This is a genomic window from Streptomyces sp. NBC_00569 (assembly GCF_036345255.1).
GTDB lineage: Bacteria > Actinomycetota > Actinomycetes > Streptomycetales > Streptomycetaceae > Streptomyces.
Genome location: NZ_CP107783.1, coordinates 2777022 through 2800413, shown reverse-complemented (window position 1 = coordinate 2800413; position 23392 = coordinate 2777022). Strand labels below are relative to the sequence as shown.

Annotated in this window: 22 protein-coding genes; 19 read left to right on the top strand and 3 right to left on the bottom strand. The window is 71.6% G+C overall.

Going from position 1 to position 23392, the window contains the following annotated elements; all coding sequences use genetic code 11:
- The first annotated feature begins 76 nt into the window (after positions 1-76).
- Complete coding sequence (gene allB, locus OHO83_RS12680; protein ID WP_266675242.1) at positions 77-1417, top strand: allantoinase AllB; 1341 nt, start codon at positions 77-79, stop codon at positions 1415-1417.
- A 5-nt stretch (positions 1418-1422) separates the two neighbouring features.
- Entirely contained in the window at positions 1423-2547 is a 1125-nt protein-coding gene (gene alc / locus OHO83_RS12675; protein ID WP_266675243.1) for an allantoicase, read from the top strand.
- 73 nt (positions 2548-2620) lie between these two features.
- Here alc and OHO83_RS12670 read toward each other — a convergent pair whose 3' ends face one another.
- A complete protein-coding gene (locus tag OHO83_RS12670; RefSeq protein ID WP_329433517.1) occupies positions 2621-3352 on the bottom strand; it encodes an SDR family oxidoreductase in 732 nt (243 codons plus the stop codon).
- Positions 3353-3678: 326 nt separating this feature from the next.
- On the opposite strand from OHO83_RS12670, the gene OHO83_RS12665 reads away from it, so the two are divergent.
- Both OHO83_RS12665 and OHO83_RS12660 read left to right on the top strand, forming a co-directional pair.
- Positions 3679-4581, top strand: coding sequence for a DMT family transporter (locus tag OHO83_RS12665; RefSeq protein WP_266675245.1), 903 nt, complete (start codon positions 3679-3681; stop codon positions 4579-4581).
- Between the two features lie 153 nt (positions 4582-4734).
- Positions 4735-5142, top strand: a complete 408-nt coding sequence (locus tag OHO83_RS12660) for a ribonuclease (RefSeq protein ID WP_266675246.1) — start codon at positions 4735-4737, stop codon at positions 5140-5142.
- Positions 5143-5165: 23 nt separating this feature from the next.
- Here the strand turns inward: OHO83_RS12660 and OHO83_RS12655 are convergent, their stop codons facing one another.
- Positions 5166-5366, bottom strand: coding sequence for a hypothetical protein (locus OHO83_RS12655; RefSeq protein ID WP_330279456.1), 201 nt, complete (start codon positions 5364-5366; stop codon positions 5166-5168).
- Positions 5367-5546: 180 nt separating this feature from the next.
- On the opposite strand from OHO83_RS12655, the gene OHO83_RS12650 reads away from it, so the two are divergent.
- From OHO83_RS12650 to OHO83_RS12605, 10 genes are all read left to right on the top strand, one after another.
- Positions 5547-6812, top strand: coding sequence for a histidine kinase (locus OHO83_RS12650; RefSeq protein ID WP_330279455.1), 1266 nt, complete (start codon positions 5547-5549; stop codon positions 6810-6812).
- A 120-nt stretch (positions 6813-6932) separates the two neighbouring features.
- Positions 6933-7607: a response regulator transcription factor gene (locus OHO83_RS12645; RefSeq protein ID WP_330279454.1), complete on the top strand. Its 675-nt coding sequence runs from the start codon at positions 6933-6935 to the stop codon at positions 7605-7607.
- Between the two features lie 102 nt (positions 7608-7709).
- Positions 7710-8972, top strand: coding sequence for an RNA-guided endonuclease InsQ/TnpB family protein (locus OHO83_RS12640; protein ID WP_330279453.1), 1263 nt, complete (start codon positions 7710-7712; stop codon positions 8970-8972).
- Positions 8973-9120: 148 nt separating this feature from the next.
- Positions 9121-10368: an ROK family transcriptional regulator gene (locus tag OHO83_RS12635; protein WP_329433512.1), complete on the top strand. Its 1248-nt coding sequence runs from the start codon at positions 9121-9123 to the stop codon at positions 10366-10368.
- A 45-nt stretch (positions 10369-10413) separates the two neighbouring features.
- Positions 10414-11595, top strand: coding sequence for a cytochrome P450 family protein (locus OHO83_RS12630; RefSeq protein ID WP_330279452.1), 1182 nt, complete (start codon positions 10414-10416; stop codon positions 11593-11595).
- A 68-nt stretch (positions 11596-11663) separates the two neighbouring features.
- Positions 11664-12110: a PaaI family thioesterase gene (locus OHO83_RS12625; protein WP_266675253.1), complete on the top strand. Its 447-nt coding sequence runs from the start codon at positions 11664-11666 to the stop codon at positions 12108-12110.
- Positions 12111-12292: 182 nt separating this feature from the next.
- On the top strand, positions 12293-13069 hold the full coding sequence (locus OHO83_RS12620; protein WP_266675254.1) for an IclR family transcriptional regulator: 777 nt from the start codon (positions 12293-12295) through the stop codon (positions 13067-13069).
- A 170-nt stretch (positions 13070-13239) separates the two neighbouring features.
- Complete coding sequence (locus OHO83_RS12615) at positions 13240-14907, top strand: OPT/YSL family transporter (RefSeq protein ID WP_443066044.1); 1668 nt, start codon at positions 13240-13242, stop codon at positions 14905-14907.
- A gap of 59 nt (positions 14908-14966) precedes the next feature.
- Positions 14967-16031, top strand: a complete 1065-nt coding sequence (locus tag OHO83_RS12610) for a hypothetical protein (RefSeq protein ID WP_330279451.1) — start codon at positions 14967-14969, stop codon at positions 16029-16031.
- A gap of 65 nt (positions 16032-16096) precedes the next feature.
- Entirely contained in the window at positions 16097-17392 is a 1296-nt protein-coding gene (locus tag OHO83_RS12605) for an alpha/beta fold hydrolase (RefSeq protein WP_329433507.1), read from the top strand.
- 25 nt (positions 17393-17417) lie between these two features.
- Here the strand turns inward: OHO83_RS12605 and OHO83_RS12600 are convergent, their stop codons facing one another.
- Positions 17418-18422, bottom strand: coding sequence for a Gfo/Idh/MocA family protein (locus tag OHO83_RS12600; RefSeq protein ID WP_266675257.1), 1005 nt, complete (start codon positions 18420-18422; stop codon positions 17418-17420).
- A gap of 127 nt (positions 18423-18549) precedes the next feature.
- Between OHO83_RS12600 and OHO83_RS12595 the strand changes: the two genes are divergently transcribed.
- The 5 genes from OHO83_RS12595 (at position 18550) to OHO83_RS12575 (ending at position 23391) form a co-directional block, all read left to right on the top strand.
- On the top strand, positions 18550-19287 hold the full coding sequence (locus tag OHO83_RS12595; RefSeq protein ID WP_329437706.1) for a GntR family transcriptional regulator: 738 nt from the start codon (positions 18550-18552) through the stop codon (positions 19285-19287).
- A gap of 150 nt (positions 19288-19437) precedes the next feature.
- Entirely contained in the window at positions 19438-20427 is a 990-nt protein-coding gene (locus tag OHO83_RS12590; RefSeq protein ID WP_266675258.1) for a substrate-binding domain-containing protein, read from the top strand.
- 116 nt (positions 20428-20543) lie between these two features.
- Entirely contained in the window at positions 20544-21548 is a 1005-nt protein-coding gene (locus OHO83_RS12585; protein ID WP_266675259.1) for a sugar ABC transporter substrate-binding protein, read from the top strand.
- Complete coding sequence (locus OHO83_RS12580) at positions 21545-22594, top strand: ABC transporter permease (protein ID WP_266675260.1); 1050 nt, start codon at positions 21545-21547, stop codon at positions 22592-22594. Before OHO83_RS12585 ends, OHO83_RS12580 begins: the two co-directional genes overlap by 4 nt.
- Positions 22591-23391: an ATP-binding cassette domain-containing protein gene (locus OHO83_RS12575; protein ID WP_266675261.1), complete on the top strand. Its 801-nt coding sequence runs from the start codon at positions 22591-22593 to the stop codon at positions 23389-23391. The genes OHO83_RS12580 and OHO83_RS12575 overlap by 4 nt, the downstream gene beginning before the upstream one ends.
- Position 23392: the final 1 nt, after the last annotated feature.

Sequence of the window (23392 nt, the reverse complement as noted above, 5' to 3'; positions counted from 1 at the left end):
AGACGGGTCTTGACGGACCCTGGACCGGAGTGAAAACTCCTTCAACAGAACGTTGAATTTACTGAGAGGGGCTCGGGTGTCCGACGTCGAACTGGTGCTGCGCTCGACCCGCGTCATCACCCCCGAAGGCACGCGGCCGGCGTCGGTCGCCGTCGCCGGGGGAAAGATCGCCGCCGTCCTTCCGCACGACGCGGACGTACCGGCCGGCGCCCGGGTCGAGGACTTCGGTGACGATGTCCTCATGCCCGGCCTCGTGGACACCCATGTCCACGTGAACGACCCGGGGCGCACGGAGTGGGAGGGCTTCTGGACGGCCACCCGCGCCGCCGCGGCCGGCGGCATCACCACGATCGTCGACATGCCGCTCAACTCGCTGCCGCCGACGACGACCGCGGCCAACCTCCGCACCAAGCAGGACGTCGCCGCCGCCAAGGCGCACATCGACGTCGGCTTCTGGGGCGGCGCGCTGCCCGACAACGTCAAGGACCTGCGTCCGCTGCACGACGCCGGTGTCTTCGGCTTCAAGTGCTTCCTCTCGCCGTCCGGCGTGGACGAGTTCCCGCACCTCAACGGTGACCAGCTCACCGCCTCCATGGCGGAGATCGCCGGGTTCGGCGGCCTGCTCATCGTGCACGCCGAGGACCCGCACGAGCTGGACGTCGCCCCGCACAACAGCGGTCCCAAGTACGACGACTACCTCGCGACCCGGCCGCGGATCTCCGAGGACGTCGCGATCAAGGGGCTCATCGACACCGCCAAGCGGATCGGCGCCCGCGTCCACATCCTGCACCTGTCCTCCTCCGACGCGCTGCCGCTGATCGCCGAGGCCAAGGCGGGGGGCGTCAAGCTCAGCGTCGAGACGTGCCCGCACTACCTCACGCTCACCGCCGAGGAAGTCCCGGACGGCGCGAGCGAGTTCAAGTGCTGCCCGCCCATCCGCGAGGCCGCCAACCAGGACCTGCTGTGGCAGGCGCTCGCCGACGGCACCATCGACTGCGTCGTCACCGACCACTCGCCGTCGACCGCCGACCTGAAGACCGACGACTTCGCCACCGCGTGGGGCGGCATCTCCGGCCTCCAGCTGAGTCTCTCCGCCATCTGGACCGAGGCCCGCAAGCGCGGCCACTCCCTCGACGACGTGGTGCGCTGGATGTCCTCGCGCACCTCGGAGCTGGTCGGCCTCGACGACCGCAAGGGCGCCATCGCCGCCGGCCGCGACGCCGACTTCGCGGTCCTCGCCCCCGAGGAGACGTTCACCGTCGACCCGGCCGAGCTGCAGCACCGCAACCGCGTCACCGCCTACGCGGGCAAGACGCTGCACGGCGTCGTGAAGTCGACCTGGCTGCGCGGTGAGCGCATCGTCGCCGAAGGCGAGTTCACCGCTCCCGCCGGCAAGCTCCTCGAAAGGAACAACTGATCACTGTGACGGCGATACCCGGCTTCACCGGCGACGCGAACCCCTACGGCGGCGGGGACCCCTACGCCGACTACCGCACCTCCGACTTCCCGTTCACGCAGTACGCCGACCTCGCCGCGCGGCAGCTCGGCGCCGGCGTCATCGCCGCCAACGACGAGTTCTTCGCCCAGCGCGAGAACCTCCTCGTGCCCGAGCGCGCCGAGTTCGACCCCGAGCACTTCGGCCACAAGGGCAAGATCATGGACGGCTGGGAGACCCGCCGTCGCCGCGGCACCGGCGCGGACCACCCGTGGCCGACCGCCGAGGACCACGACTGGGCGCTCGTCCGGCTCGGCGCCCCCGGCGTGATCCGCGGCATCATCGTCGACACCGCCCACTTCCGCGGCAACTACCCGCAGGCCGTCTCCGTCGAGGCCGCGTCCGTCGAGGGCGCGCCCACCCCGGAGGAGCTCCTGTCGGGCGACGTCAAGTGGACGACGCTCGTACCGCGCACGGCGGTCGGCGGCCACGCGGCCAACGGTTTCGCCGTCGACGTGGAGCAGCGCTTCACGCACCTGCGCGTCAACCAGCACCCCGACGGCGGCATCGCCCGCCTGCGCGTCCACGGCGAGGTCGTGCCCGACCCCAAGTGGCTCGCCACCCTCGGCACCTTCGACGTCGTCGCCCTGGAGAACGGCGGCAGCGCCGAGGACGCCTCCAACCTCTTCTACTCGCCCGCGAGCAACACCATCCAGCCGGGTCGCTCCCGCAAGATGGACGACGGCTGGGAGACCCGCCGCCGACGCGACCAGGGCAACGACTGGATCAGCTACCGCCTGGTCGCCCAGTCGCAGATCCGCGCCCTGGAGATCGACACCGCGTACCTCAAGGGCAACTCGGCGGGCTGGGCCTCGGTCTCGGTGCGCGACGGCGAGTCCACCGACGAAGCCGCGTGGGTCGAGGTCCTGCCCCGTACACGCCTGCAGCCCGACACCAACCACCGCTTCGTGCTCGACACCCCCGCGGTCGGTACCCACGCGCGCGTGGACATCTACCCGGACGGCGGCATCTCCCGCCTGCGCCTGTTCGGCTCGCTGACCGACGAGGGCACGGCCCGCCTGACGGCCCGCCACCAGGAGCTCGGCGGCTGATCCCGTCCCTCCCGCAGACCCGCGCGGGGGCGTACCGGCCCGACAGCACCGGTACGCCCCCGCGCGCATCACGTCACGCCGCGTGCCCGCCGTCCACGGCGAACTCCGCGCCCGTGATGTACGTGGCCTCGGGGCCCGCGAGATAGGCGACCATCGACGCCACCTCGTCGGCCGTGCCGAATCGGTCCAGCGCGACGGAAGCCGTCTGGCCCGAGGCGTAAGGGCCGTCCGCCGGGTTCATGTCGGTGTCGATCGGCCCCGGGTGGACGATGTTCGCCGTGATGCCGCGGCCGCCCAACTCGCGCGCAAGCGCCTTCGTCAGGCCGATCAGGGCCGCCTTGGTCGTCGTGTACACCGTCCCGCCGGGACCCGGTACGCGCTTGGCCATGCAGGTGCCGACGGTGACGATCCTGCCGCCGTCGGACAGCCGCGTCGCGGCGGCCTGCGAGGCCAGCAGGACACCGCGCACGTTCACCGCGAGCGCGTGGTCGATCTCGGCGAGGGAGAAGCCCTCCAGAGGTCCGAGCACCCCCAGGCCCACGTTGTTCACCAGCACGTCGAGCCTGCCGAACGCCTCCGCCGCCTGCTCCACGGCGCCGGCCGCCTCGTGGGCGTCCGCCGAGTCGGCGCGCAGGGCGAGGCCGCGCCGGCCCATGGCCTCGATGCGCCGCACGACCTCCTCGGCGGCCTCCTTGCCGTTCACGTAGGTGACCGCCACATCCGCGCCTTCGCGGGCGAGCCGCAGCGCGGTAGCCGCGCCGATGCCACGGCTGCCACCGGTGACGAGTGCTGCCCTGCCGTTCATGGGTCCTCCTGAAGCCATCGGTTGTTATGACTTCAAGTAAATGGACGGGCGGTCCCTGGCGCTGGCGGCAAACGGACACCTATGCCGCAGCCCCCGGCCACGCGGGCAGACCGATGAGTTGTGGGTGGGTGGGTGGGTGCGGGGCGTGGGTGCGGCCAGGGCCTCTCGTCCGGATCAGGCGAAAGTCCCGAGTCGGCCCGGTGGCCCGAGCCGGCCCGGTGGGCGGAAAGCGCTGGCCCGGACGATCTTGCCGCGGGTACGGTGAGCCGCCCCCGTGCGAGCCGCCGCCGTCTCCACGCCCGCCGTACGCCGCCGGAGACCGCACCTTGACCACGCTCACCGTCGCCGCGCCCCGCCGCGCCTGGCTCACCGACCTGCCCGTTCTCCTCGTGGCCGTCGTCTGGGGAGCCAGCTATCTCGCGGCCAAGGGCATCACCACACAGACCACCGTCCTCGCGGTGCTCGTGCTCCGCTTCGGCGCCGTCCTTCCGGCGCTCGCCGTCGCCGGGTGGGGCGCGCTGCGCGGGCTGCGCGCGGCGCAGTGGCGCGGGGCGGGACTCCTCGGGCTGATCCTCAGCGGGATCTTCCTTCTGGAGACCTACGGCGTCGTCCACACCTCCGCGACGAACGCGGGCCTCATCATCAGCCTCACCATGATCTTCACGCCCCTCGCGGAGGCCGCGGTGACCCGGATCCGGCCGTCCCGGACGTTCCTCGCCGCGGCGGCCGTCTCGGTGGCGGGCGTCGTCCTGCTCACCCAGAGCGGCGGCTTCACGGCCCCGTCGGCCGGTGACCTCCTGATGCTGCTCGCGGCACTCGCCCGTACCGTCCACGTCCTTGCCATGGCCCGGATGAAGTCCGTGCGGGGCGCGGACGCGCTGCCCCTGACGACGGTCCAACTGGGCTCTTCCGTGGTCGTGTTCGCCCTCCTGTGCGCGGTGCCGGGGACAGGCGCCGCGCCGTGGGATGCGGCCGCGGACTTCGGCGCGCGCGAGTGGGCGGGGCTCGTCTTCCTGTCCGTCTTCTGTACGCTCTTCGCCTTCTTCGTACAGATGTGGGCGGTCCACCGGACGTCACCGTCCCGGGTGAGTCTGCTCCTCGGTACGGAGCCGCTGTGGGCCGCGACGGCCGGCATCGTCATCGGCGGCGAACGCCTGGGACTGCTGGGCCTGTCGGGAGCCGTGTTCGTGCTGGCAGGGACGGCATGGGGGCGTCGGGCCACCGCCTGAGACACCGCCCCGGACGCACGGCGATCAGGCCCCGATCGGGCGCCGAACGCTCCCCGGGCGCGCCTGAAGCGGCGCCTCCGATCGGTTAACTTCCGGAAAACTCCCCTGACTTGACGTTGACACGTCATGCTCTACGCGCGTCACACTAGGGCCATGCGAATCCCCCCACGAATCGCCAGTGTCACTGCCCTCGCCGCCGCCCTGCTCATCGGCGGCCCCGTCCTCGCCGGCTCGGCCACCGCGGCCCCGGCCCCCGTCACGTACTCCGTGACCGCCGTCGGCGACATCTGCTACTCGGCGCTGCCCTCCCAGGCCCACGACACCCTCGACCTCATCGAGCAGGGTGGCCCCTACCCGTACGACCAGGACGGCGTCGTCTTCCAGAACAGGGAAGGCGTCCTGCCCTCGCAGTCCACCGGCTACTACCACGAGTACACGGTCATCACTCCCGGCTCCCCGACCCGCGGCGCCCGCCGCATCGTCACCGGTGAGCAGTCCCAGGAGGACTACTACACCGGCGACCACTACGCGACGTTCGACCTCGTCGACCGCGGCTGCTGAACCGTCCGCGGTGACCGGCGCCGTCAGCTCCTGATGCTCTCCGACGCGGCGAACAGGGCGAACGCGAGCACGGTCAGCGCGATGCTCCCGTACACCTCGTGGCCGTCGAGGAAGCCGAGGTGCTGGACGACGCCCCAGCTCAGCCATCCGGTGAACTCGTGCAGCAGGCCGATCGCGCCCTGAATGAGCGCGATCGCGCCGATGAACTCCAGAACCTTCTTCATAGGTGACAACCTCGCCCCGCGGACCTCCCACGCACATCGGCCGCGGGGCGAGGCGCGTCCCGCCGCAGGACGCGACTTCCGCAGGAGCGTGCCTACCGAAGTACCGGCCGCCGCGACTTTCGTCCACGGTCCGCTCCACGGGGCGGTCCCGGGCGCCCCGGGTGCGTAGATTTGTCGACCATGGAGGTTCAGGAGCGGACAGATGCGACCCCACCGGGAGAGCGGTACCGGTGGCGGCGCAGGATGCTGCCCTCGGCCGTCGCCGACGAGCTCGACCTGGACCCGGACGGCCGCCCCGGCCGCAGGCGCCGCACCCTGCGCGACTGGGTCGTCGACTTCACTTCCTTCGGTGTCGCCGTGGGCATCGGCCTGCTCGGCGCCCACTCCGTCTCGAACGACCCGAACACCTCCGAGGGCCTCGCCGACCTCGACCAGTGGCTCGGCGCTCTCGCCTGTGCCTCCGTGTGGCTGCGCAGGCGGTGGCCCATGGGCCTGGCCGTCGCGCTGTCGGCCGTCAGCATGGTGTCGAACAGCGCGGGCGGCGCCACCCTCGTCGCCGTCTTCACCCTCGCCGTGCACCGCCCCTTCCGATACGTCGCCTGGGTCGCCGGCGCCTCCTGCGCCCTGATCCCGTTCTTCTTCTGGATCCGGCCGGACCCGGACTCGCCGTACCTCGTCTCCGTCGCCTTCACGATCGTCCTGACGATCACCGTCGTCGGCTGGGGCATGTTCGTACGCTCCCGGCGCCAGCTCCTGCTGTCGCTGCGCGACCGGGCGCGGCGCGCCGAGACCGAGGCCGGACTGCGGGCCGAGCAGGCGCAGCGCCTCGCCCGTGAGGCCATCGCCCGCGAGATGCACGACGTGCTCGCCCACCGGCTCACGCTGCTCAGCGTCCACGCGGGCGCCCTGGAGTTCCGGCCCGACGCCCCGCAGAAGGAGGTCGCCCGCGCGGCCGGCGTCATCCGCGAGAGCGCCCGCGAGGCGCTCCAGGACCTGCGCGAGATCATCGGCGTCCTGCGGGCCGACGACCACGGAGAGGAGTCGGGGCGGCCCCAGCCGACGCTGGCCGCGCTCGACGCCCTGGTCGCCGAGTCGCGCGAGGCGGGCATGAAGATCGTCCTCGACCACCGGGTCGCCGCCCCGGACGCCGTCCCCGCGTCCGTCGGCCGCACCGCCTACCGCATCGTCCAGGAGGGACTGACCAACGCCCGCAAGCACGCCCCCGGCGCCGAGGTCGTGGTCGTCGTCTCCGGCGCGCCGGGCGACGGCGTCACCGTCTCGGTCCGCAACCCGCCGCCCCCCGGCGAGGTCCCGCACGTGCCCGGCTCGGGCCAGGGCCTGATCGGCCTCACGGAGCGCGCGACCCTGGCCGGTGGCAGCCTCGGCCACGGCGCCTCCGACGACGGAGGCTTCGCGATCGAGGCGTGGCTGCCGTGGCCCGGGTGACCCCCGCCCGCGGCGGGCACCCGTGGACCAGGTGATCACCGCCTCGCTACGGTGACCCCCGGGGACGGTGGCGGCGGCGACGGTGACGGCTGCGGTACGAGGGCGCGAAGGCGGGACTGGATGAGTGCGGTGGAACCGATCAGGGTGCTTCTCGTCGACGACGACCCGCTCGTGCGCGCGGGGCTCTCGTTCATGCTCGGGGGCGCGTCCGACATCGAGATCGTCGGCCAGGCGGGCGACGGCTTGGAGGTCCCCGCCCTCGTCGCCGAGACCCGTCCCGACGTCGTCCTCATGGACATCCGCATGCCGGACGTGGACGGGCTCGCCGCGACCGAGGCGCTGCGGGCTCACCCCGACGCACCCGAGGTCATCGTCCTCACCACGTTCCACGCCGACGAACAGGTACTGCGCGCACTGCGCGCCGGGGCCGCGGGTTTCGTCCTCAAGGACACCGCGCCCGCCGAGATCGTCGAGGCGGTCCGCCGGGTCGCCTCCGGAGCGCCCGTCCTGTCGCCGACCGTGACCCGGCAGCTCATCGCGCGGGCCACCGGCCCCGACCCGCAGCGGGACCGCAGGGCACGCGCGCGTGAACGGCTCGCCGAACTGGCCGACCGTGAGCGGGAGGTGGCCGTCGCCGTGGGCCGCGGCGCCGCCAACGCGGAGATCGCCGCCGAGCTCTACATGAGTGTCGCCACCGTCAAGGCGCACGTCTCCCGCATCCTCGCGAAGCTCGGCCTGAACAACCGAGTCCAGATCGCCCTCCTCACACACGACGCGGGACTTCTGGACGACTGACCCGCGCGGCACGGGTAAATAGCCCGTCGGTTTCGTAAGGGCGCGGAGCGCCCGCGATCGGTTCTGCCCGGCGGCGCCGGGACAGGCGAACACCCGTCCAGGGTGTCACTGGATCGCGGACAGGAATGCGAAAGTCGTTTGTGTGTGCGGGGGTTGGTTTTAGCGTCAGGTGTCATGAAGCTGGTGGTGCAGGTCAAGCTGCTGCCGACGCCGGAGCAGGCGGCGGCTCTGGAAGCGACCCTGCGCGTCTGCAACAGGGCCGCCACCCACGTCGCGTCCGTCGCGTTCGACACGGGTGTGAAGGACTGCAACGGGCTGCAGAAACTCCTCTACACGGACATCAAGGCGACCTTCGGACTGTCGGCGCAGCCCGCGGTGCGGGTGGTGAAGAAGGTCGTCGACGCCTACGCCGCGCTGGCCGCCCAGGCCAGGGCCGGGATCCTGGGGAAGGCCACCTCGAAGCGCTACCGCAGGGCGATGAGCAGCCCGGTCAGCTTCCGGCCCGAGGCGGCGCAGCCGTTCGACGACCGCTGCCTGTCCTGGCAGCAGGATGCACTCACCGTGTCGATCTGGACGGTCGAGGGCCGGATGAAGGTCCTGCGCTACACCGGCTCCGCCGGCCAGCTGAAGGTCCTGCACGAGCACCGCAAGGGCGAGTCCGATCTTGTGCAGCGCGGCGGGAAGTGGTTCCTGATCGCCACCTGCGACCTGCCCGAACCTGATGTTGGGGAGCCGGTGGACTTCATCGGTGTCGATCGCGGGATCGTCAACCTCGCCACGACCTCCGACGGCGTCAACTACCAGGGCCGCGGCTTGCGGCGCTACCGGAACTGGTGCGCGCGCAAACGGGCCGAGCTGCAGAAGAAGCAGACGCGCTCGGCCACCCGCCGTCTGGCGCGGCGGTCGAAGAAGGAGCAGCGGCATGCCACCCACCTGAACCATCGCATCAGCAAGGAGATCGTGTCGGTCGCGCAACGCACCGGTCGTGGCATCGCCGTCGAGGAACTCGGCGGGATCCGGGACCGGGTACGGCTTCGACGCGACCAGCGCGGCACGCTCTCCTCCTGGCCCTTCCGCCAGCTCGGCCGGCACCTCGCCTACAAAGCCCGACAGGCCGGGGTGGCTTTCCTTGAGGTGGATGCGGCCTATACCTCGCAGCGCTGCCCGCGCTGCGGCCATACCGAGAAGGCCAACCGGCCCGCTCGGGACCACTTTTGTTGTCGTCGGTGCGCTCTCGCTGGACCCGCCGACGTCGTCGCCGGGGTCAACGTGCGTGATCGCGCACGCTCGGCGTGGGTATTTGTCACCATGCCCGTCCCCGCCACCGCGGCACAGCCGGAGGCGAAGGGGAGATGCGACCCGTGACCGTCCCGTCGTAGGGGACAGTCGGGAGCGCGACAAGGTGTAGACGATACAGAGCGAACAAGCTCGATCGTTTACGGTCGAGAGGGTGACAGCGTGATCCGGGTGTGGCGAACAGCGTCCAGGGTCCGCCGCACGGGGGAGGATGACGATGGCCGGACCACGCCGGCGCACGGTGCGTGACCTCAGACGCAACAACCGCGCCACGGTGCTGCGCAAGCTCTACTTCGACGGACCGCTCAGCCGACAGGAGTTGGGACCCCTCACCGCACTCAGCTCGGGGTCGATCAGCAACGTCGTCTCCGAACTCGTCGCCGACGGCCTCCTGGAGGAGGCCGGGTCGGTCGACTCCGACGGCGGCAGGCCGCGTACGCTCCTGCGCGTCGCCCCGCACTGCGGCCACCTCGCCGGCGTCGACATCGGCGAGACACGCGTACGGGTGGAGCTGTTCGACCTCACCCTGAACGAACTCGCGCGTGTGGACGCCCCGTTGCCCGACGGACACCATGACGCACAGGACGTCGTACGGATCGTCGCGGCCGGCCTCGCGCAGGTGCTCGGCGAGGCGCAGGTCGCCCCGGACGCCCTCATCGGCGTCGGCATCGGCGTGCCCGGCATCGTCGACGCCTCCGATGCGGGCGGCGCCGTCGGGGCCGTCGTGCACGGGCAGGCCATCGGCTGGGACGCCGTCCCTCTCGAAGCGATGCTCCGCGACTGCGGTGAACTCCCCACGGAACTGCCCCTGTTCGTCGACAACGGCGCCAGGACACTGGGTCTCGCCGAGATGTGGTTCGGCGCGGGCCGCGGCGCCCGCACCGCCGTCGTCACCCTCATCGGCTCCGGCGTCGGCGCCTGCGTCATCGCCGACGGCGTCCCCTACCAGGGCTCGTCCGGCAGTGCGGGGGAGTGGGGCCACACGACGCTCCAGGTCGGCGGCCGCCGCTGCCGGTGCGGGGCGCGTGGCTGCCTTGAGGCGTACGCGGGTGCCGAGGCGCTGCTCGAACGATGGCGCGAGAGCGGCGGCCACTGGACCTCGACCGACGAGGAAGGGGCGCTGGCCGAACTCCTCGCCGACCCCGGCGCCGGTGAACTCCTCGACGAGACAGCGGAGTTCCTCGGAGCGGGCATCGCCGACCTCGTCAATCTCTTCAACCCGGAGCGCATCGTCGTCGGCGGCTGGGCCGGGCTCCTCCTCGGCCCCCGACTCCTCGAACCGGTCCGGCGGGCGGCCGCCGCGTACGCCCTGCGCCACCCGTACGCGCAGACCACGATCGAACTCGGGCGCCTCGGGCCCGACGCCGTGACGGTCGGCGCGGCGACCCTGCCGCTCGCGCGCTTCCTCGCCGAGGGCGGCGCGTCGATCACCTCACGGGAACCGATCGTCAGTGGCGCGAGTTAGATTCGGCAGAAGGTGAGGGCCAGGGTCACAGCGAGGGGCGGCGCCATGGGGGAAGCGATCGATCTGGGCGGATACGCGGGCTTCACGGCCGACCCGTATCCCGTCTACGAGGAGCTGCGCGCCCGCGGCCCGGTGCACCGGGTGCTGCTGCCCAAGCCCGCCGACGACGGCGAGGCGTGGCTGATCGTCGGGCACGAGGAGGCGCGCGCCGCGCTCACCGACCCACGCCTGGTCAAGTCCCCCGCCAAGCTGGGCTTCTCGGGCCTCGACGAAGAGCTGATCGGCACCCATCTGCTGATCACCGACCCGCCGCACCACACGCGGCTGCGCTCCCTCGTCACCCGCGCCTTCACCGCACGCCGCGTCGAGTCGCTGCGCCCGCGCATCCAGCGCATCACCGACGACCTGCTCGACGCGATGCTCCCGCACGGCCGCGCCGACCTCGTCGAGTCGTTCGCCTTCCCGCTGCCGCTCACGGTCATCTGCGAGCTCCTCGGTGTCCCGGACATCGACCGCGCCGACTTCCGGCGTATGTCGAACGAGGTGGTCGCGCCGAGCGACCGCGACGGCGAGTACGCGACGTTCGTGGAACTCGCCGCGTACCTGCGCGACCTGATCGAGGACAAGCGGGCGTCGGCCCCCGCCGACGACCTGCTCAGCGCCCTGATCCGCACGACCGCGGAGGACGGCGACCGGCTCTCGCCCGACGAGCTGTGCGCCATGGCCTTCATCCTCCTCATCGCGGGCCACGAGACGACGGTGAACCTGATCGCGGGCGGCGTGCGCGCCCTGCTGATGCACCCGGACCAACTCGCCGCGCTGCGCGCCGACATGACGCTCCTCGGCGGCGCCGTCGAGGAGATGCTGCGGTACGAGGGTCCCGTGGAGAACGCGACGTACCGGTTCACGGTCGAGGACACCGAGGTCGGCGGCACGGTCATCCCCGGCGGCTCCGCCGTCCTCGTCGGTCTGGCCGCCGCCGACCACGACCCGGAGCGCTTCCCGGAGCCGGACCGCTTCGACATCCGGCGCGACGCCCGGGGCCACATCGCCTTCGGGCACGGCCTTCACCACTGTCTCGGCGCGCCCCTGGCCCGCCTCGAAGGCCAGATCGCGCTGCGCGCGCTCCTGGACCGCGCCCCCGCGCTCGCACTCGACGGCCCGGCGGACGACTGGCTGCCCGGCATGTTGATACGGGGCGTGCGAAGCCTGCCGGTCCGGTGGTGACCGACGCCCCCGCGTGCGCCACGGCCGGCCGGCCGTACCCGCCCCAGCCGACCTGCCCGGAGACCTCCATGACCGCACCACGCGACAACGACAGCCCTCAGGAGCCGGACCTCGCCCTGGCGGCGAAGCTCCTGGACGCTCAGCCGTTCAGCCGTCTCGTGGGCGCCCGGCTCACCGCGTTCGGTGACGGCGCGGCCACCATCGAGGTCGACATCAGACCGGAGCTGCACCAGCAGAACGGGTTCCTGCACGGCGGGGTCCTGTCCTACGCCGCCGACAACGCGCTGACGTTCGCGGGCGGCACCGTCCTCGGCGCGGCCGTGCTCACCGGCGGCTTCTCCATCCAGTACGTCCGCCCGGCCACGGGCCGCACCCTGGTCGCCCGCGCCCAGGTCGTGCACGGCGGCCGGCGCCAGGCCGTCGTCCGCTGCGACCTGTCGACCGTGGACGAGGAGGGCGCGGAGAGGCTGTGCGCCGTGGCCCAGGGGACGATCCTGCCGGTCGCCCAGAGCTGAGCCTGCCGGTCGCGCAGGGCTGAGCCGACTGCGCCGACGGCGTCCCCCCGAGTTTCATTCGAGGGCTGGAAACCCTTGACACCTGCGATGCCGCACACCCATAGTTCTCGCCGCTGAGCGCAACGACGTTGCGCTCAGCGCACCGAACCGGAGTGAGAACCAGGCGTCAGGAGGAGCGGGCGATGACCGAGAACAGCCCGAAGACCGGTGGACCCGGAGTCCTCCAGGGCGCCGATCGCGCCCTGCTCGCGCTGCTCTCCTTCACGGAGCGCCGCCCCGAGTGGGGCGTGAGCGAGATCGCGAGGGAACACGGCTGGGACAAGGCCGTCGCCCAGCGCATTCTCGCCACACTCACCGCACGCGCGTTCCTGACCTGTGACAGTACGACACGGCGCTACCGGCTCGGGCCCGCCGTGTCCCGGCTGGCCCGCGTCGGGGAGCACAGCGGCGTCCTGCCGTCCCTGGTACGGCCCGTCCTCGCCGGCCTACTGCGCGAGACCGGCGAGAGCGTCGTCCTCAACGTGCCCAACGGCAGCGGCTACCGCTGTGCCGCCGCCGTCGACGGCACCGGTCCCGTCCGCTACACGGCGATAGTCGGCGCCCTCATGCCCGGCCACGCCGGAGCCTCCGGACACGCGATCTTCGCCCACTACCCCGAGGCGGAGATCCGGCAGATCTTCGGCGCGACCCCACTCCAGCGCTTCAACGACCACACCGTCACCGACTTCGACGACCTGCTCCGCGTCTATGGAGACGTACGGGAGAAGGGCCACAGCGTCAGCCTCGGCGAGTACGACGAGGCGGTCGCGGCCATCGCGGCACCCGTGTTCCAGGCCGGCACCGTCGCGGCGTCGCTCACGGTCATCGGCCCCTCGCACCGCATCGTGCGCGACGCCGACCGCATCACCCGGCTCGTCGTCGAGGGAGCACACGAGGCCACGGCCGCCTTCGGTCCCTGACGCCCTCCCACCGCTCCCGGCCGGCGCGGACCGCGCTCCCGGCAGGTCCGGCCCCGAATCGCAACTGCCACACCCACCGCATCAGCCCCATACCTGTCTTCACCTGTCCCCGCGCCGTGCGCCGCCCCGCGCACGCCGCCCGGTCCCGCCTGCCCGCAAAGGGGTGTCCCGTGTCGCACCACACCTCAGTCACCACCGTCAACGCCGAACCACCCCCGGGGGACAGCCCCGGCTCCGGACACCCCCGCGTCCGTGAACCCGTCGTTCTCGTCGTGCTCGCCGCGCTCTCCGTCGTCGGCGCGCTCATCGGCGCCGACCTCGTCGCCAAGCTCGGCATCTCCGCCAACACCTCCGTGGTCGGCGCCCTCATCGCCATGCTGGTCGGCCGCATCCCCGTCGCCGGGCTGCGCAAGATGCGCTCGGTGCACCGGCAGAACCTCGCCCAGAGCGCCATCTCCGCCGCCACCTTCGCCTCCGCCAACGCCCTGCTCACCTCGGTGGCCGTGCCGTACGTCTTCGGCCGCAAGGACCTGGTGTGGCCGATGCTGGCGGGCGCGTTCATCGGCCTGCTCATCGACACCTGGGTGCTCTACCGCGCGTTCGGCTCCCGGCTCCTGCCCGCCGACGCGGCCTGGCCGCCCGGCACCGCCGCGGCCGAGACCATCAAGGCCGGCGACAAGGGCGGCAAGCGCGCCCTCGTCCTGGGCGCGGGCACCCTCGTGGGGCTCGGCGGCACCCTCCTGAGCATGCCCCTGTCCGCCGCCGGTGTCGCCTTCCTCGGCAACGTCTGGGCCCTGCTGATGTTCGGCGTCGGCCTGGGACTGCGGGAGTTCAGCCCGGACCTGTTCCACACGGACCTCGGCGCGGGCTACGTACCGCACGGCGTGATGGTCGGGGCGGGCGTCGTCGCCCTCGGCCAGGCGGTCCGGCTGCTCGTGCAACGCCGCCCCTCGCGGACGACCGCCCGCGCCGAGCCCCAGGCACCCGCCGGCCCCGCCGCGGACCCCACGACCGCCTTCACCGTCGACGAGCGCACGCTGCGCCGCACCCTCCTGCGGGGCTACGCCCTGTTCACCGGCGGAGCCGTCGTCCTCGCCGTCGCGGGCGGACTGATCGGCGACATGAGCCCCCTCGGCCTCGTCGGCTGGGTCCTGTTCGCCGCGTTCGCCGCCCTCGTGCACGAGCTGATCGTCGGGCTCGCCGCGATGCAGTCGGGCTGGTTCCCGTCCTTCGCCGTCACCCTGATCTTTCTCGTCTTCGGCCTGCTCATCGGCATACCCTCCGTGCCGCTCGCCCTCCTCGTCGGCTACGTGTCCGCCACCGGCCCCGCCTTCGCCGACATGGGCTACGACCTCAAGGCCGGCTGGCTCCTGCGCCGTGACCACAGCCCCTGGGACCCCTACGAGCGCGAGGGCCGCCGCGAGCAGTTCCGCGCCGCGCTCATCGGCTTCGCCGCCGCCCTCGTCGTGGTCGCCGTCCTGTGGCAGTCGTACTTCCGCCAGGGCCTGATCCCGCCCGTCGCCAAGGTGTACGCGGACACCGTGAAGCACGGCCTCGGTGACCCGGGCGTCCTGCGCACCATGCTGCTCTGGGCGATTCCCGGAGCCCTGATCCAGCTGCTCGGCGGCCCCCGCCGGCAGATGGGCGTGATGCTGGCGACCGGCCTCCTGATCCTCACCCCGAACGCCTGCTGGCTGGTCCTCGCCGCACTCGCCGTGCGCGTCGTCTACCGCAGGGTCCGCGGACCCCGCGCGGACGAGGAACTCAACCTCGTCGGCGCCGGCCTCATCGCGGGCAGCTCACTCGGCGACTCGGCCCAGATCGTCAAGGCCGGCTGAACGCCCTTTCCCACCACCGCAGTTCACACTGCAGCGCACGTGCAAGGAGAAGTACCCCCATGGAGATGTTCAGCCGCCTCGAACCCCGCGGCGAGTACCTGAGCTTCGAACTCGCCCTCGCCGCCCGCAAGCTGGTCGAGCAGGTCATGCTGGTCAAGCCAGGCGAGCACGTCGTCCTGACGGGCGACACCAGCAGCGACCGCCGTGTCGTCGACGCGACCGCGCAGGCCGTCGCCGCGGCGGGCGCCCACCCCGTCGTCGTCTGGTACGAGACGATGCCCAGCTCCTCCATGGAGCCGCCGCGCCCGGTCGCCGGTGCCATCGCGGACGCCGACGTGTGGATCGAGTTCGCGGTCTCCTACGTCATGCACTCGGACGCCTTCCGTACGGCGATGGCGAACGGCTGCCGCTACACCAACCTCACGGCCATGGACGTCCACATGCTCGTGGCGACCGTGGGACGCCCCGACTTCGACGGGGTCATCCGCCTGGGCAAGGCCCTCGTACGCCTCCTGGAGCAGGCCGACGAGGTCCGCATCACCTCCGCGAACGGCACCGACATCACCGGCCGCAACGGGGACCGGCCCATCAACCTGCGCGGCAAGCCCGCCGAGAAGCCCGGTGAGACCGTCATGCTCTCGGGGCAGATCTCCTGGAACCCCCTGGAGGAGACCCAGGACGGCGTCCTCGTGTTCGACGGCGCGCTGTGGCCGCCGGACCAGCTCGGCCTGCTGCGCTCCCCGGTGCGCTGCACCGTCGAGAAGGGCGTCGTCACCAAGATCGAGGGCGGCCAGGACGCGGACGTCTTCCGCCGCTGGATGGAGTCCTGGGACGACCCGAACATGTACCGCATCGCCCACTGGTCGCTCGGCTTCAACCCGGGCGTGCTCGCGCCGACCGGCCGCATCGTCGAGGACGAGCGCGTCTTCGGCTGCGTCGAGCTCGGCATCGGCACCAAGGGCGCCTGGATCGGCGGCGAGCCCTGGGTGTCCGCCGCCCACACCGACGGCTCGGTCCTCGGCCCGTCGATCTATCTCGACGGCGAGTGCATCGAGCGCGACGGCGTGTACGTGCACCCCGAACTGGTCAGGATCTGCCAGGAGTTGGGCGTCGAGGGCTACTGACCGACCCTACCGGGTCGCCCCTCGCGAGGGGCGCCCCGCCTCCGTACGACCTCCTGGAGCCAGCCATGACCACCTACCGCCACAGCGGTCTCGTCTGCCACGACCACACCCTCGACGTACCGCTCGACCACGCGCGCCCCGACGGCCCGGCGATCTCCCTGTTCGCCCGCGAGGTCGTCGCCGAGGAGCACGAACACCGCGACCTGCCCCGGCTCCTGTGGCTCCAGGGCGGACCCGGGGGCCGCGCGGAGCGGCCCAACGCGGCCGGCGCCTGGCTGCGCCGCGCCCTCGAGGACTACCGGGTCGTCCTGCTCGACCAGCGCGGCACGGGCCGCTCCGCACCGGCCGACCGCACCACGCTCGCCGCCGTCGAGGACCCGGCCGCCCACCTCGCCCACTTCCGTGCCGACTCGATCGTGCGCGACGCCGAACTCCTGCGCCGCCACCTCCAGGGCGACCGCCCCTGGACCGTCCTCGGCCAGAGCTTCGGCGGGTTCTGCGCCCTGACCTATCTGAGCCTGGCGCCCGAGGGCCTGGGCCAGGTGTTCATCACCGGGGGCCTGCCCACGCTCACCGGTCACGCGGACGACGTCTACCGTGCCGCGTACCGCCGCACCCTCGCGCACAACGACCGCTACTTCGCCCGCTATCCGGGTGACCTGCGGCTCGCCGGCGCGGTTGCCGCGCATCTGGCGGACCACGACGTCCGGCTCCCCGGCGGGGAGCGCCTGACCGTGCGCCGCTTCCAGACCATGGGCATCAACTTCGGCACCTCGGCCGGCTTCGACGCACTCCACTACCTCCTGGAGACCGCGTTCGTCGACGGTGCCCGCGGGCCCGCCCTGTCCGACCCGTTCCTGCGCGGCGTCGACGCCACGGTCTCCTTCGCCCCGCGCCCCCTCTACGCCGTCCTGCACGAGCCGATCTACGCCCAGGGCGGCCGCGCCACCGACTGGTCGGCCCACCGGATCCGCGACGAGTTCCCGCAGTTCGACGCCCCCGGCACCGCCAGGACCGGTACCGCCACAGCCCTCCTCCGCTTCACCGGCGAGATGATCTACCCCTGGCAGTTCGACGAGGACCCGGCTCTCGTCCCCCTCAAGGACACGGCCGAGCGCCTCGCCCGCCGCACGGACTGGCCCGCCCTCTACGACCTCGACCGGCTCGCCGCGAACGAGGTGCCGGTCGCCGCGGCCGTCTACCAGGACGACATGTTCGTCGACCGCGAGCACTCCCTGGAGACGGCGAAGCTCGTACGGGGGCTGCGCGCCTGGGTCTCGGACGCGCACGCCCACGACGGCGTGAAGGCGGACCCCGCGGTCCTCGACCGGCTGATCGCGACGGCGCGCGGGGAGGCCTGAGCCGGGCTCGGCGGGGGCTCGGGGATCAGCCCCCGGGGATCTCCTCCATCCGGACCAACCGCCGTTCCCGGCGGGACAGTTCGCAGGCCTCCGCGATCCGCAGGGCGTGCAGCGCCTCGCGGCCGTCGCACGGGTTCTCGCGTTCGCCGCGCACCACGTCGACGAACGCGACGAGCTCCGCCTCGTACGCGGGGGCGAAGCGCTCCAGGAAGCCGGGCCAGGGCTTGGACGCGGCGGGCGGGCCCTTGGGCTCGGTGGAGGCGACGGGCGTGCGGTCGTCGAGGCCGACGACGACGGTGTCCAGCTCGCCGGAGAGTTCCATGCGTACGTCGTAGCCCGCGCCGTTGCAACGTGTCGCCGTCGCCGTGACCAGCGCGCCGTCGTCCAGTGTGAGGACGGCGGCCGCCGTGTCGACGTCCCCGGCCTCGCGGAACATCGCGGGTCCGGCGTCGGACCCGGTCGCGTACACCTCCGTCACCTCGCGGCCGGTCACCCAGCGCAGGATGTCGAAGTCGTGGACCAGGCAGTCCCGGTAGAGGCCGCCGGACAGCGGCAGATACGCGGCCGGCGGGGGCGCCGGGTCGCTCGTCATGGCCCGTACGGTGTGCAGCCGGCCGAGGCGGCCCGAGCGAACCGCCTCGCGCGCCGCGGTGTACCCCGCGTCGAAGCGGCGCTGGAAGCCCAGCTGGAGCACCGTCCCGGCCCGCTCGACCTCGGCGAGCGCGGTCAGTGTGCCCGGCAGGTCGAGGGCGATGGGCTTCTCGCAGAACACCGGGAGCCCGGCCCGCGCCGCCCGCCCGATCAGCTCGCCGTGCGCGGACGTCGCCGCCGTGATGACCACCGCGTCCACGCCCCACGAGAAGATCTCGTCCACCGTGGGCGCCGCCGTCGCGCCGATCCGGTCCGCGAGCGCGACGGCGCGCTCCGGGTCCGCGTCCGTGACGACGAGCGAGCCGACCTCGCGGTACCGCTCCAGAACTGCTGCGTGGAAGGTGCCGATACGGCCCGTCCCGATAAGTCCGATGCGCATGCAGTCAAGGTGCCGCCCGGGGAACCCGCTGTCAACGGTTTGTCCGGACAACCGAACTTCACGACTTCCCGTCAACATTCCTTGCGACTACGCTCGGCCCGTGGCCAAACCAGTAGTCGACCCGACCGTGTCGCTCCAGCTCAGCGTGGACCGCAGCAGTCCGGTCCCGCTCTATTTCCAGCTCTCGCAGCAGCTGGAGGCGGCGATCGAGCGCGGCTCCCTGACCCCCGGCAGCCTGCTCGGCAACGAGATCGAGCTCGCGGGCCGGCTCGGTCTGTCCCGGCCCACCGTGCGCCAGGCCATCCAGTCCCTCGTCGACAAGGGTCTCCTCGTCCGCCGGCGTGGCGTCGGCACCCAGGTCGTCCACAGCCAGGTCAAGCGCCCCCTGGAGCTGAGCAGCCTCTACGACGACCTGGAGGCGGCGGGCCAGAAGCCCGAGACGCGCGTCCTGGCCAACACGCTCGTGCCGGCGTCCGCCGAGGTCGCGGCCGCGCTCGGAGTGGGGGAGGGCGACGAGGTGCACCGGGTCGAGCGGCTGCGGCTGACCCACGGTGACCCGGTCGCGTACCTCTGCAACCACCTGCCCACCGGGCTGCTCCCGCTCGACACGGAGCGGCTGGAGGCGACGGGGCTCTACCGGCTGATGCGCGCCGCCGGGATAACCCTGCACAGCGCCCGCCAGTCCGTCGGCGCGCGCGCCGCCACGGTCGAGGAGGGCGAGCGGCTCGCCGAGCCCGCGGGCGCCCCGCTCCTGACGATGCAGCGGACCACGTTCGACGACACCGGCAGACCCGTCGAGTTCGGGTCGCACACGTACCGGGCGTCCCGCTACTCCTTCGAGTTCCAGCTCCTCGTACGGCCGTAGAAGCGTCGTGGAAGCGCCGTGGGCGTGGCGCGAACTCGACGCCGAAGACCAGCCGTAAGAATGTTATGACAAAGTCATTGACGGTGCCGGGTGCCCACCGCTAGAACTCCTCCAGCCGCACACGGGCGGCGAGGAGAGAGGTGGCACACCATGCGCACAGCCCGCACGGCAGCAACCCTCATGGCGGTCGTCGCACTCGCGGCCGGATGCAGCAGCTCCGGAGGCAAGACCTCCGAGGACAAGGCCGACGGCTCCACGGGCGGCAAGCCGGCCGGCACGCCCCGCCTGAAGATCGCGATGGTCACCCACTCCGGCGAGGGCGACACCTTCTGGGACATCGTCCAGAGCGGCGCCAAGCAGGCCGCGGCCAAGGACAACGTCCAGTTCCTCTACTCGAACGACAAAGAGGCCAAGGGGCAGGCCGAGCTGGTCCAGTCCGCGATCGACAAGAAGGTCGACGGGATCGTCGTCACCCTCGCCAAGCCCGAGGCCATGAAGGCTGTACTCGCCAAGGCGAAGGACGCCGGGATCCCGGTCGTCACGATCAACTCGGGCGGCGAGTTCTCGCAGCGGTTCGGCGCGCTCACCCACATCGGGCAGGACGAGTCCGTGGCCGGCGAGGCCGTCGGCAGCGAACTCAACGAGCGCGGCCGCAAGAAGGTGCTCTGCGTCATCCACGAACAGGGCAACGTCTCCCTGGAGCAGCGCTGCGCCGGAGTCAAGAAGACCTTCAGGGGCACCGTCGAGAACCTCAACGTCGACGGCACCGACGCCCCCTCGTCCCAGTCGTCCGTCGAGGCCAAGCTCCAGGCGGCCAAGGACATCGACGCGGTCGTCGCGCTCGGCGCCCCCGTCGCGGCCGTCGCCGTCAAGGCGAAGCAGGACGCGGGCAGCGAGGCGGAGGTCGACACCTTCGACCTGAACGCGGCCGTGGTCAAGAGCCTCAAGGCCAAGGACGTCGGCTTCGCCGTCGACCAGCAGCCCTACCTCCAGGGCTATCTCGCCGTCGACGAACTGTGGCTCTACAGGACCAACGCCAACGTCATCGGCGGCGGAAAGCCCGTCCTGACAGGCCCGGCGATCGTCACCGAGAAGGACGTGCCGAAGCTCGAGAAGTACACCGCGCGCGGTACCCGGTGAACGGACGCGTGATCCCGGTGCCTGATACTTGGACGTTTGGGGCCGGTCGTCGAGCCCCCGGGGCAGGTCCGCCGGCCCCGCAGATCCAGGCACCAGAAGAAGAAGGGCACGGCCTCGTGGCACGGTTTCGGAGCTGGGTGAGCATCGCCCTCGCAGGGGCAGTCGGTCTCACCCTCGCGGGGTGCAGCAGCACCGGCGGCAAGCGGGCGGAGGACGCCAGGAAGGCGGCCTCGGCCCAGGGCAAGGCCGCGGTGAACACCCCGCGCTGGACCGTCGCGATGGTGACCCATTCGGGCGACGGCGACACCTTCTGGGACATCGTCCAGAGCGGCGCCAAGCAGGCCGCCGTCAAGGACAACATCAACTTCCTGTACTCGCACAGCGACGAGGCGCAGCAGCAGGCCCAGCTCGTCGACGCGGCCGTGGACAAGAAGGTCGACGGCCTGATCGTCACGCTCGCCAAGCCCGACGCCATGAAGGCCGCCGTCGCCCGCGCCGAGAAGGCCGGCATCCCCGTGATCACCGTGAACTCCGGCTCCGAGGAGTCAGAGAAGTTCGGCGCGCTCACGCACATCGGACAGGACGAGACGATCGCGGGCCGGGCCGTCGGCGAGGAGCTGAACAAGCGCGGCCGCAAGAAGGCCCTGTGTGTCCTGCACGAGCAGGGCAACGTCGGCCACGAGCAGCGCTGCGCCGGTGCCAAGGAGACCTTCAAGGGCCAGATGCAGAACCTGTACGTCGAGGGCACCAACATGCCCGACGTCCAGTCCTCCATCGGCGCCAAGCTCCAGGCCGACAAGTCCATCGACTCCGTCGTCACGCTCGGCGCGCCCTTCGCCGCCACCGCCGTGAAGGCCAGGCAGGACGCGGGCAGCAAGGCCGAGATCGACACCTTCGACCTCAACGAGAAGGTCGCCGCCGGCCTGAAGGACGGCACGCTCGGCTTCGCCGTCGACCAGCAGCCCTACCTCCAGGGCTACGAGGCCGTGGACCTGCTCTGGCTCTACCGCTACAACGCGGACGTCCTCGGCGGCGGGAAGCCGGTACTCACCGGTCCGCAGATCATCACCAAGGACCAGGCCGCCAAGCTCGAGGAGTACACGAGGCGGGGGACCCGATGAGCGCCGCCGCACCAGAGACCCCGCCGCTGACGGACGAGCGGCTCCTGAAGACGTCGCCGCTGCGCAAGCTCATGGGCCGGCCCGAACTCGGCTCGGTCGTCGGCGCCGTCGCCGTGTTCGTCTTCTTCGCGATCTTCGCGGACAGCTTCCTGCGGGCCTCCAGCCTCGCCACGGTCCTGTACGCGTCGTCGACGATCGGCATCATGGCCGTACCGGTGGCCCTGCTGATGATCGGTGGCGAGTTCGACCTCTCCGCCGGCGTCATGGTCACCACGTCAGCGCTGATCTCGTCGATGTTCAGCTACCAGATGACGGCGAACGTCTGGGTCGGCGTGGGCGTCTCGCTCCTGCTCACGCTCGCCATCGGCGTGTTCAACGGCGTCATGCTGACCCGCACCGACCCGCCGAGCTTCATCATCACGCTCGGCACGTTCCTGATGCTGACCGGCATGAACCTCGGTTTCACCAAGCTGATCAGCGGCACCGTCTCCACCAAGTCGATCTCCGACATGGAGGGCTTCTCCTCCGCGAAGGACGTCTTCGCCTCCACGCTCACCATCGGCGGCGTCGACTTCAAGATCACCATCCTGTGGTGGCTCGCCCTGATCGTCGTCGCCACCTGGATCCTGCTGCGCACCCGCGTCGGTAACTGGATCTACGCGGTCGGCGGCGGCGAGGACGCGGCCCGCGCCGTCGGTGTCCCGGTCAACAAGACCAAGATCGGCCTGTACATGGGCGTCGCCTTCGGTGCCTGGATCTCGGGGCAGCACCTGCTGTTCTCGTTCGACGTCGTGCAGTCCGGCGAGGGCGTCGGCAACGAGCTGATCTACATCATCGCGGCCGTCATCGGCGGCTGCCTGATCACCGGCGGCTACGGGTCCGCGGTCGGCGCGGCCATCGGCGCCCTGATCTTCGGCATGACGAGCAAGGGCATCGTGTTCGCCGAGTGGAACCCGGACTGGTTCAAGTTCTTCCTCGGGGCGATGCTGCTCCTCGCGACCCTGCTCAACGCGTGGGTCCGCAAGCGCGCGGAGGCGACGAAATGACCGAGACCGCAGAACGTACGGCGCTTGTGGAGCTCGACGGCGTCAGTAAGTACTACGGAAACATCCGGGCCCTGGAGGACGTCTCCCTCGTCGTGCACGCGGGCGAGATCTCCTGCGTCCTCGGCGACAACGGCGCGGGCAAGTCGACCCTCATCAAGATCATCGCGGGTCTGCACAAGCACGACTCCGGGTCCTTCAGCATCGAGGGCGAGGAGACGCGGCTCGCCAACCCGCGCGAGTCCCTCGACCGCGGCATCGCCACGGTCTACCAGGACCTCGCCGTCGTCCCGCTGATGCCGGTCTGGCGGAACTTCTTCCTCGGCTCCGAGCCGACGAAGGGCTCCGGCCCCTTCAAGCGCCTGGACGTCGACCTGATGCGCCGGACGACCCATGCGGAGCTGCTCCGCATGGGCATCGACCTGCGCGACGTCGACCAGCCCATCGGCACCCTCTCCGGCGGCGAGCGCCAGTGCGTGGCGATCGCCCGCGCCGTGTACTTCGGCGCCAAGGTCCTCGTACTCGACGAGCCGACCGCCGCGCTCGGCGTCAAGCAGTCCGGCGTCGTCCTCAAGTACGTCGCCGCCGCGCGTGACGCGGGCCTCGGCGTGGTCCTGATCACGCACAACCCGCACCACGCCTACCTCGTGGGCAACCGCTTCGTCCTCCTGAAGAGGGGCACGATGTTCGGCAGCTACGCACGCGACGAGATCACCCTCGACGAACTGACCCGCCAGATGGCAGGCGGCAGCGAACTGGACGACCTGCGCCACGAGCTGGAGGGCCGGGACGCCCCGTGAG

Excerpts from the sequence above, each read along its gene's own strand:
- OHO83_RS12670 (WP_329433517.1), bottom strand. The coding sequence starts at position 3,352 with ATGAACGGCAGGGCAGCACTCGTCACCGGTGGCAGCCGTGGCATCGGC.
- OHO83_RS12660 (WP_266675246.1), top strand. The coding sequence starts at position 4,735 with ATGCGAATCCCCCCACGAATCGCCAGTGTCACTGCCCTCGCCGCCGCC.
- OHO83_RS12655 (WP_330279456.1), bottom strand. The coding sequence starts at position 5,366 with ATGAAGAAGGTTCTGGAGTTCATCGGCGCGATCGCGCTCATTCAGGGC.
- OHO83_RS12650 (WP_330279455.1), top strand. The coding sequence starts at position 5,547 with ATGGAGGTTCAGGAGCGGACAGATGCGACCCCACCGGGAGAGCGGTAC.
- OHO83_RS12645 (WP_330279454.1), top strand. The coding sequence starts at position 6,933 with ATGAGTGCGGTGGAACCGATCAGGGTGCTTCTCGTCGACGACGACCCG.
- OHO83_RS12635 (WP_329433512.1), top strand. The coding sequence starts at position 9,121 with ATGGCCGGACCACGCCGGCGCACGGTGCGTGACCTCAGACGCAACAAC.
- OHO83_RS12630 (WP_330279452.1), top strand. The coding sequence starts at position 10,414 with ATGGGGGAAGCGATCGATCTGGGCGGATACGCGGGCTTCACGGCCGAC.
- OHO83_RS12625 (WP_266675253.1), top strand. The coding sequence starts at position 11,664 with ATGACCGCACCACGCGACAACGACAGCCCTCAGGAGCCGGACCTCGCC.
- OHO83_RS12620 (WP_266675254.1), top strand. The coding sequence starts at position 12,293 with ATGACCGAGAACAGCCCGAAGACCGGTGGACCCGGAGTCCTCCAGGGC.
- OHO83_RS12610 (WP_330279451.1), top strand. The coding sequence starts at position 14,967 with ATGGAGATGTTCAGCCGCCTCGAACCCCGCGGCGAGTACCTGAGCTTC.
- OHO83_RS12605 (WP_329433507.1), top strand. The coding sequence starts at position 16,097 with ATGACCACCTACCGCCACAGCGGTCTCGTCTGCCACGACCACACCCTC.
- OHO83_RS12600 (WP_266675257.1), bottom strand. The coding sequence starts at position 18,422 with ATGCGCATCGGACTTATCGGGACGGGCCGTATCGGCACCTTCCACGCA.
- OHO83_RS12590 (WP_266675258.1), top strand. The coding sequence starts at position 19,438 with ATGCGCACAGCCCGCACGGCAGCAACCCTCATGGCGGTCGTCGCACTC.
- OHO83_RS12580 (WP_266675260.1), top strand. The coding sequence starts at position 21,545 with ATGAGCGCCGCCGCACCAGAGACCCCGCCGCTGACGGACGAGCGGCTC.
- OHO83_RS12575 (WP_266675261.1), top strand. The coding sequence starts at position 22,591 with ATGACCGAGACCGCAGAACGTACGGCGCTTGTGGAGCTCGACGGCGTC.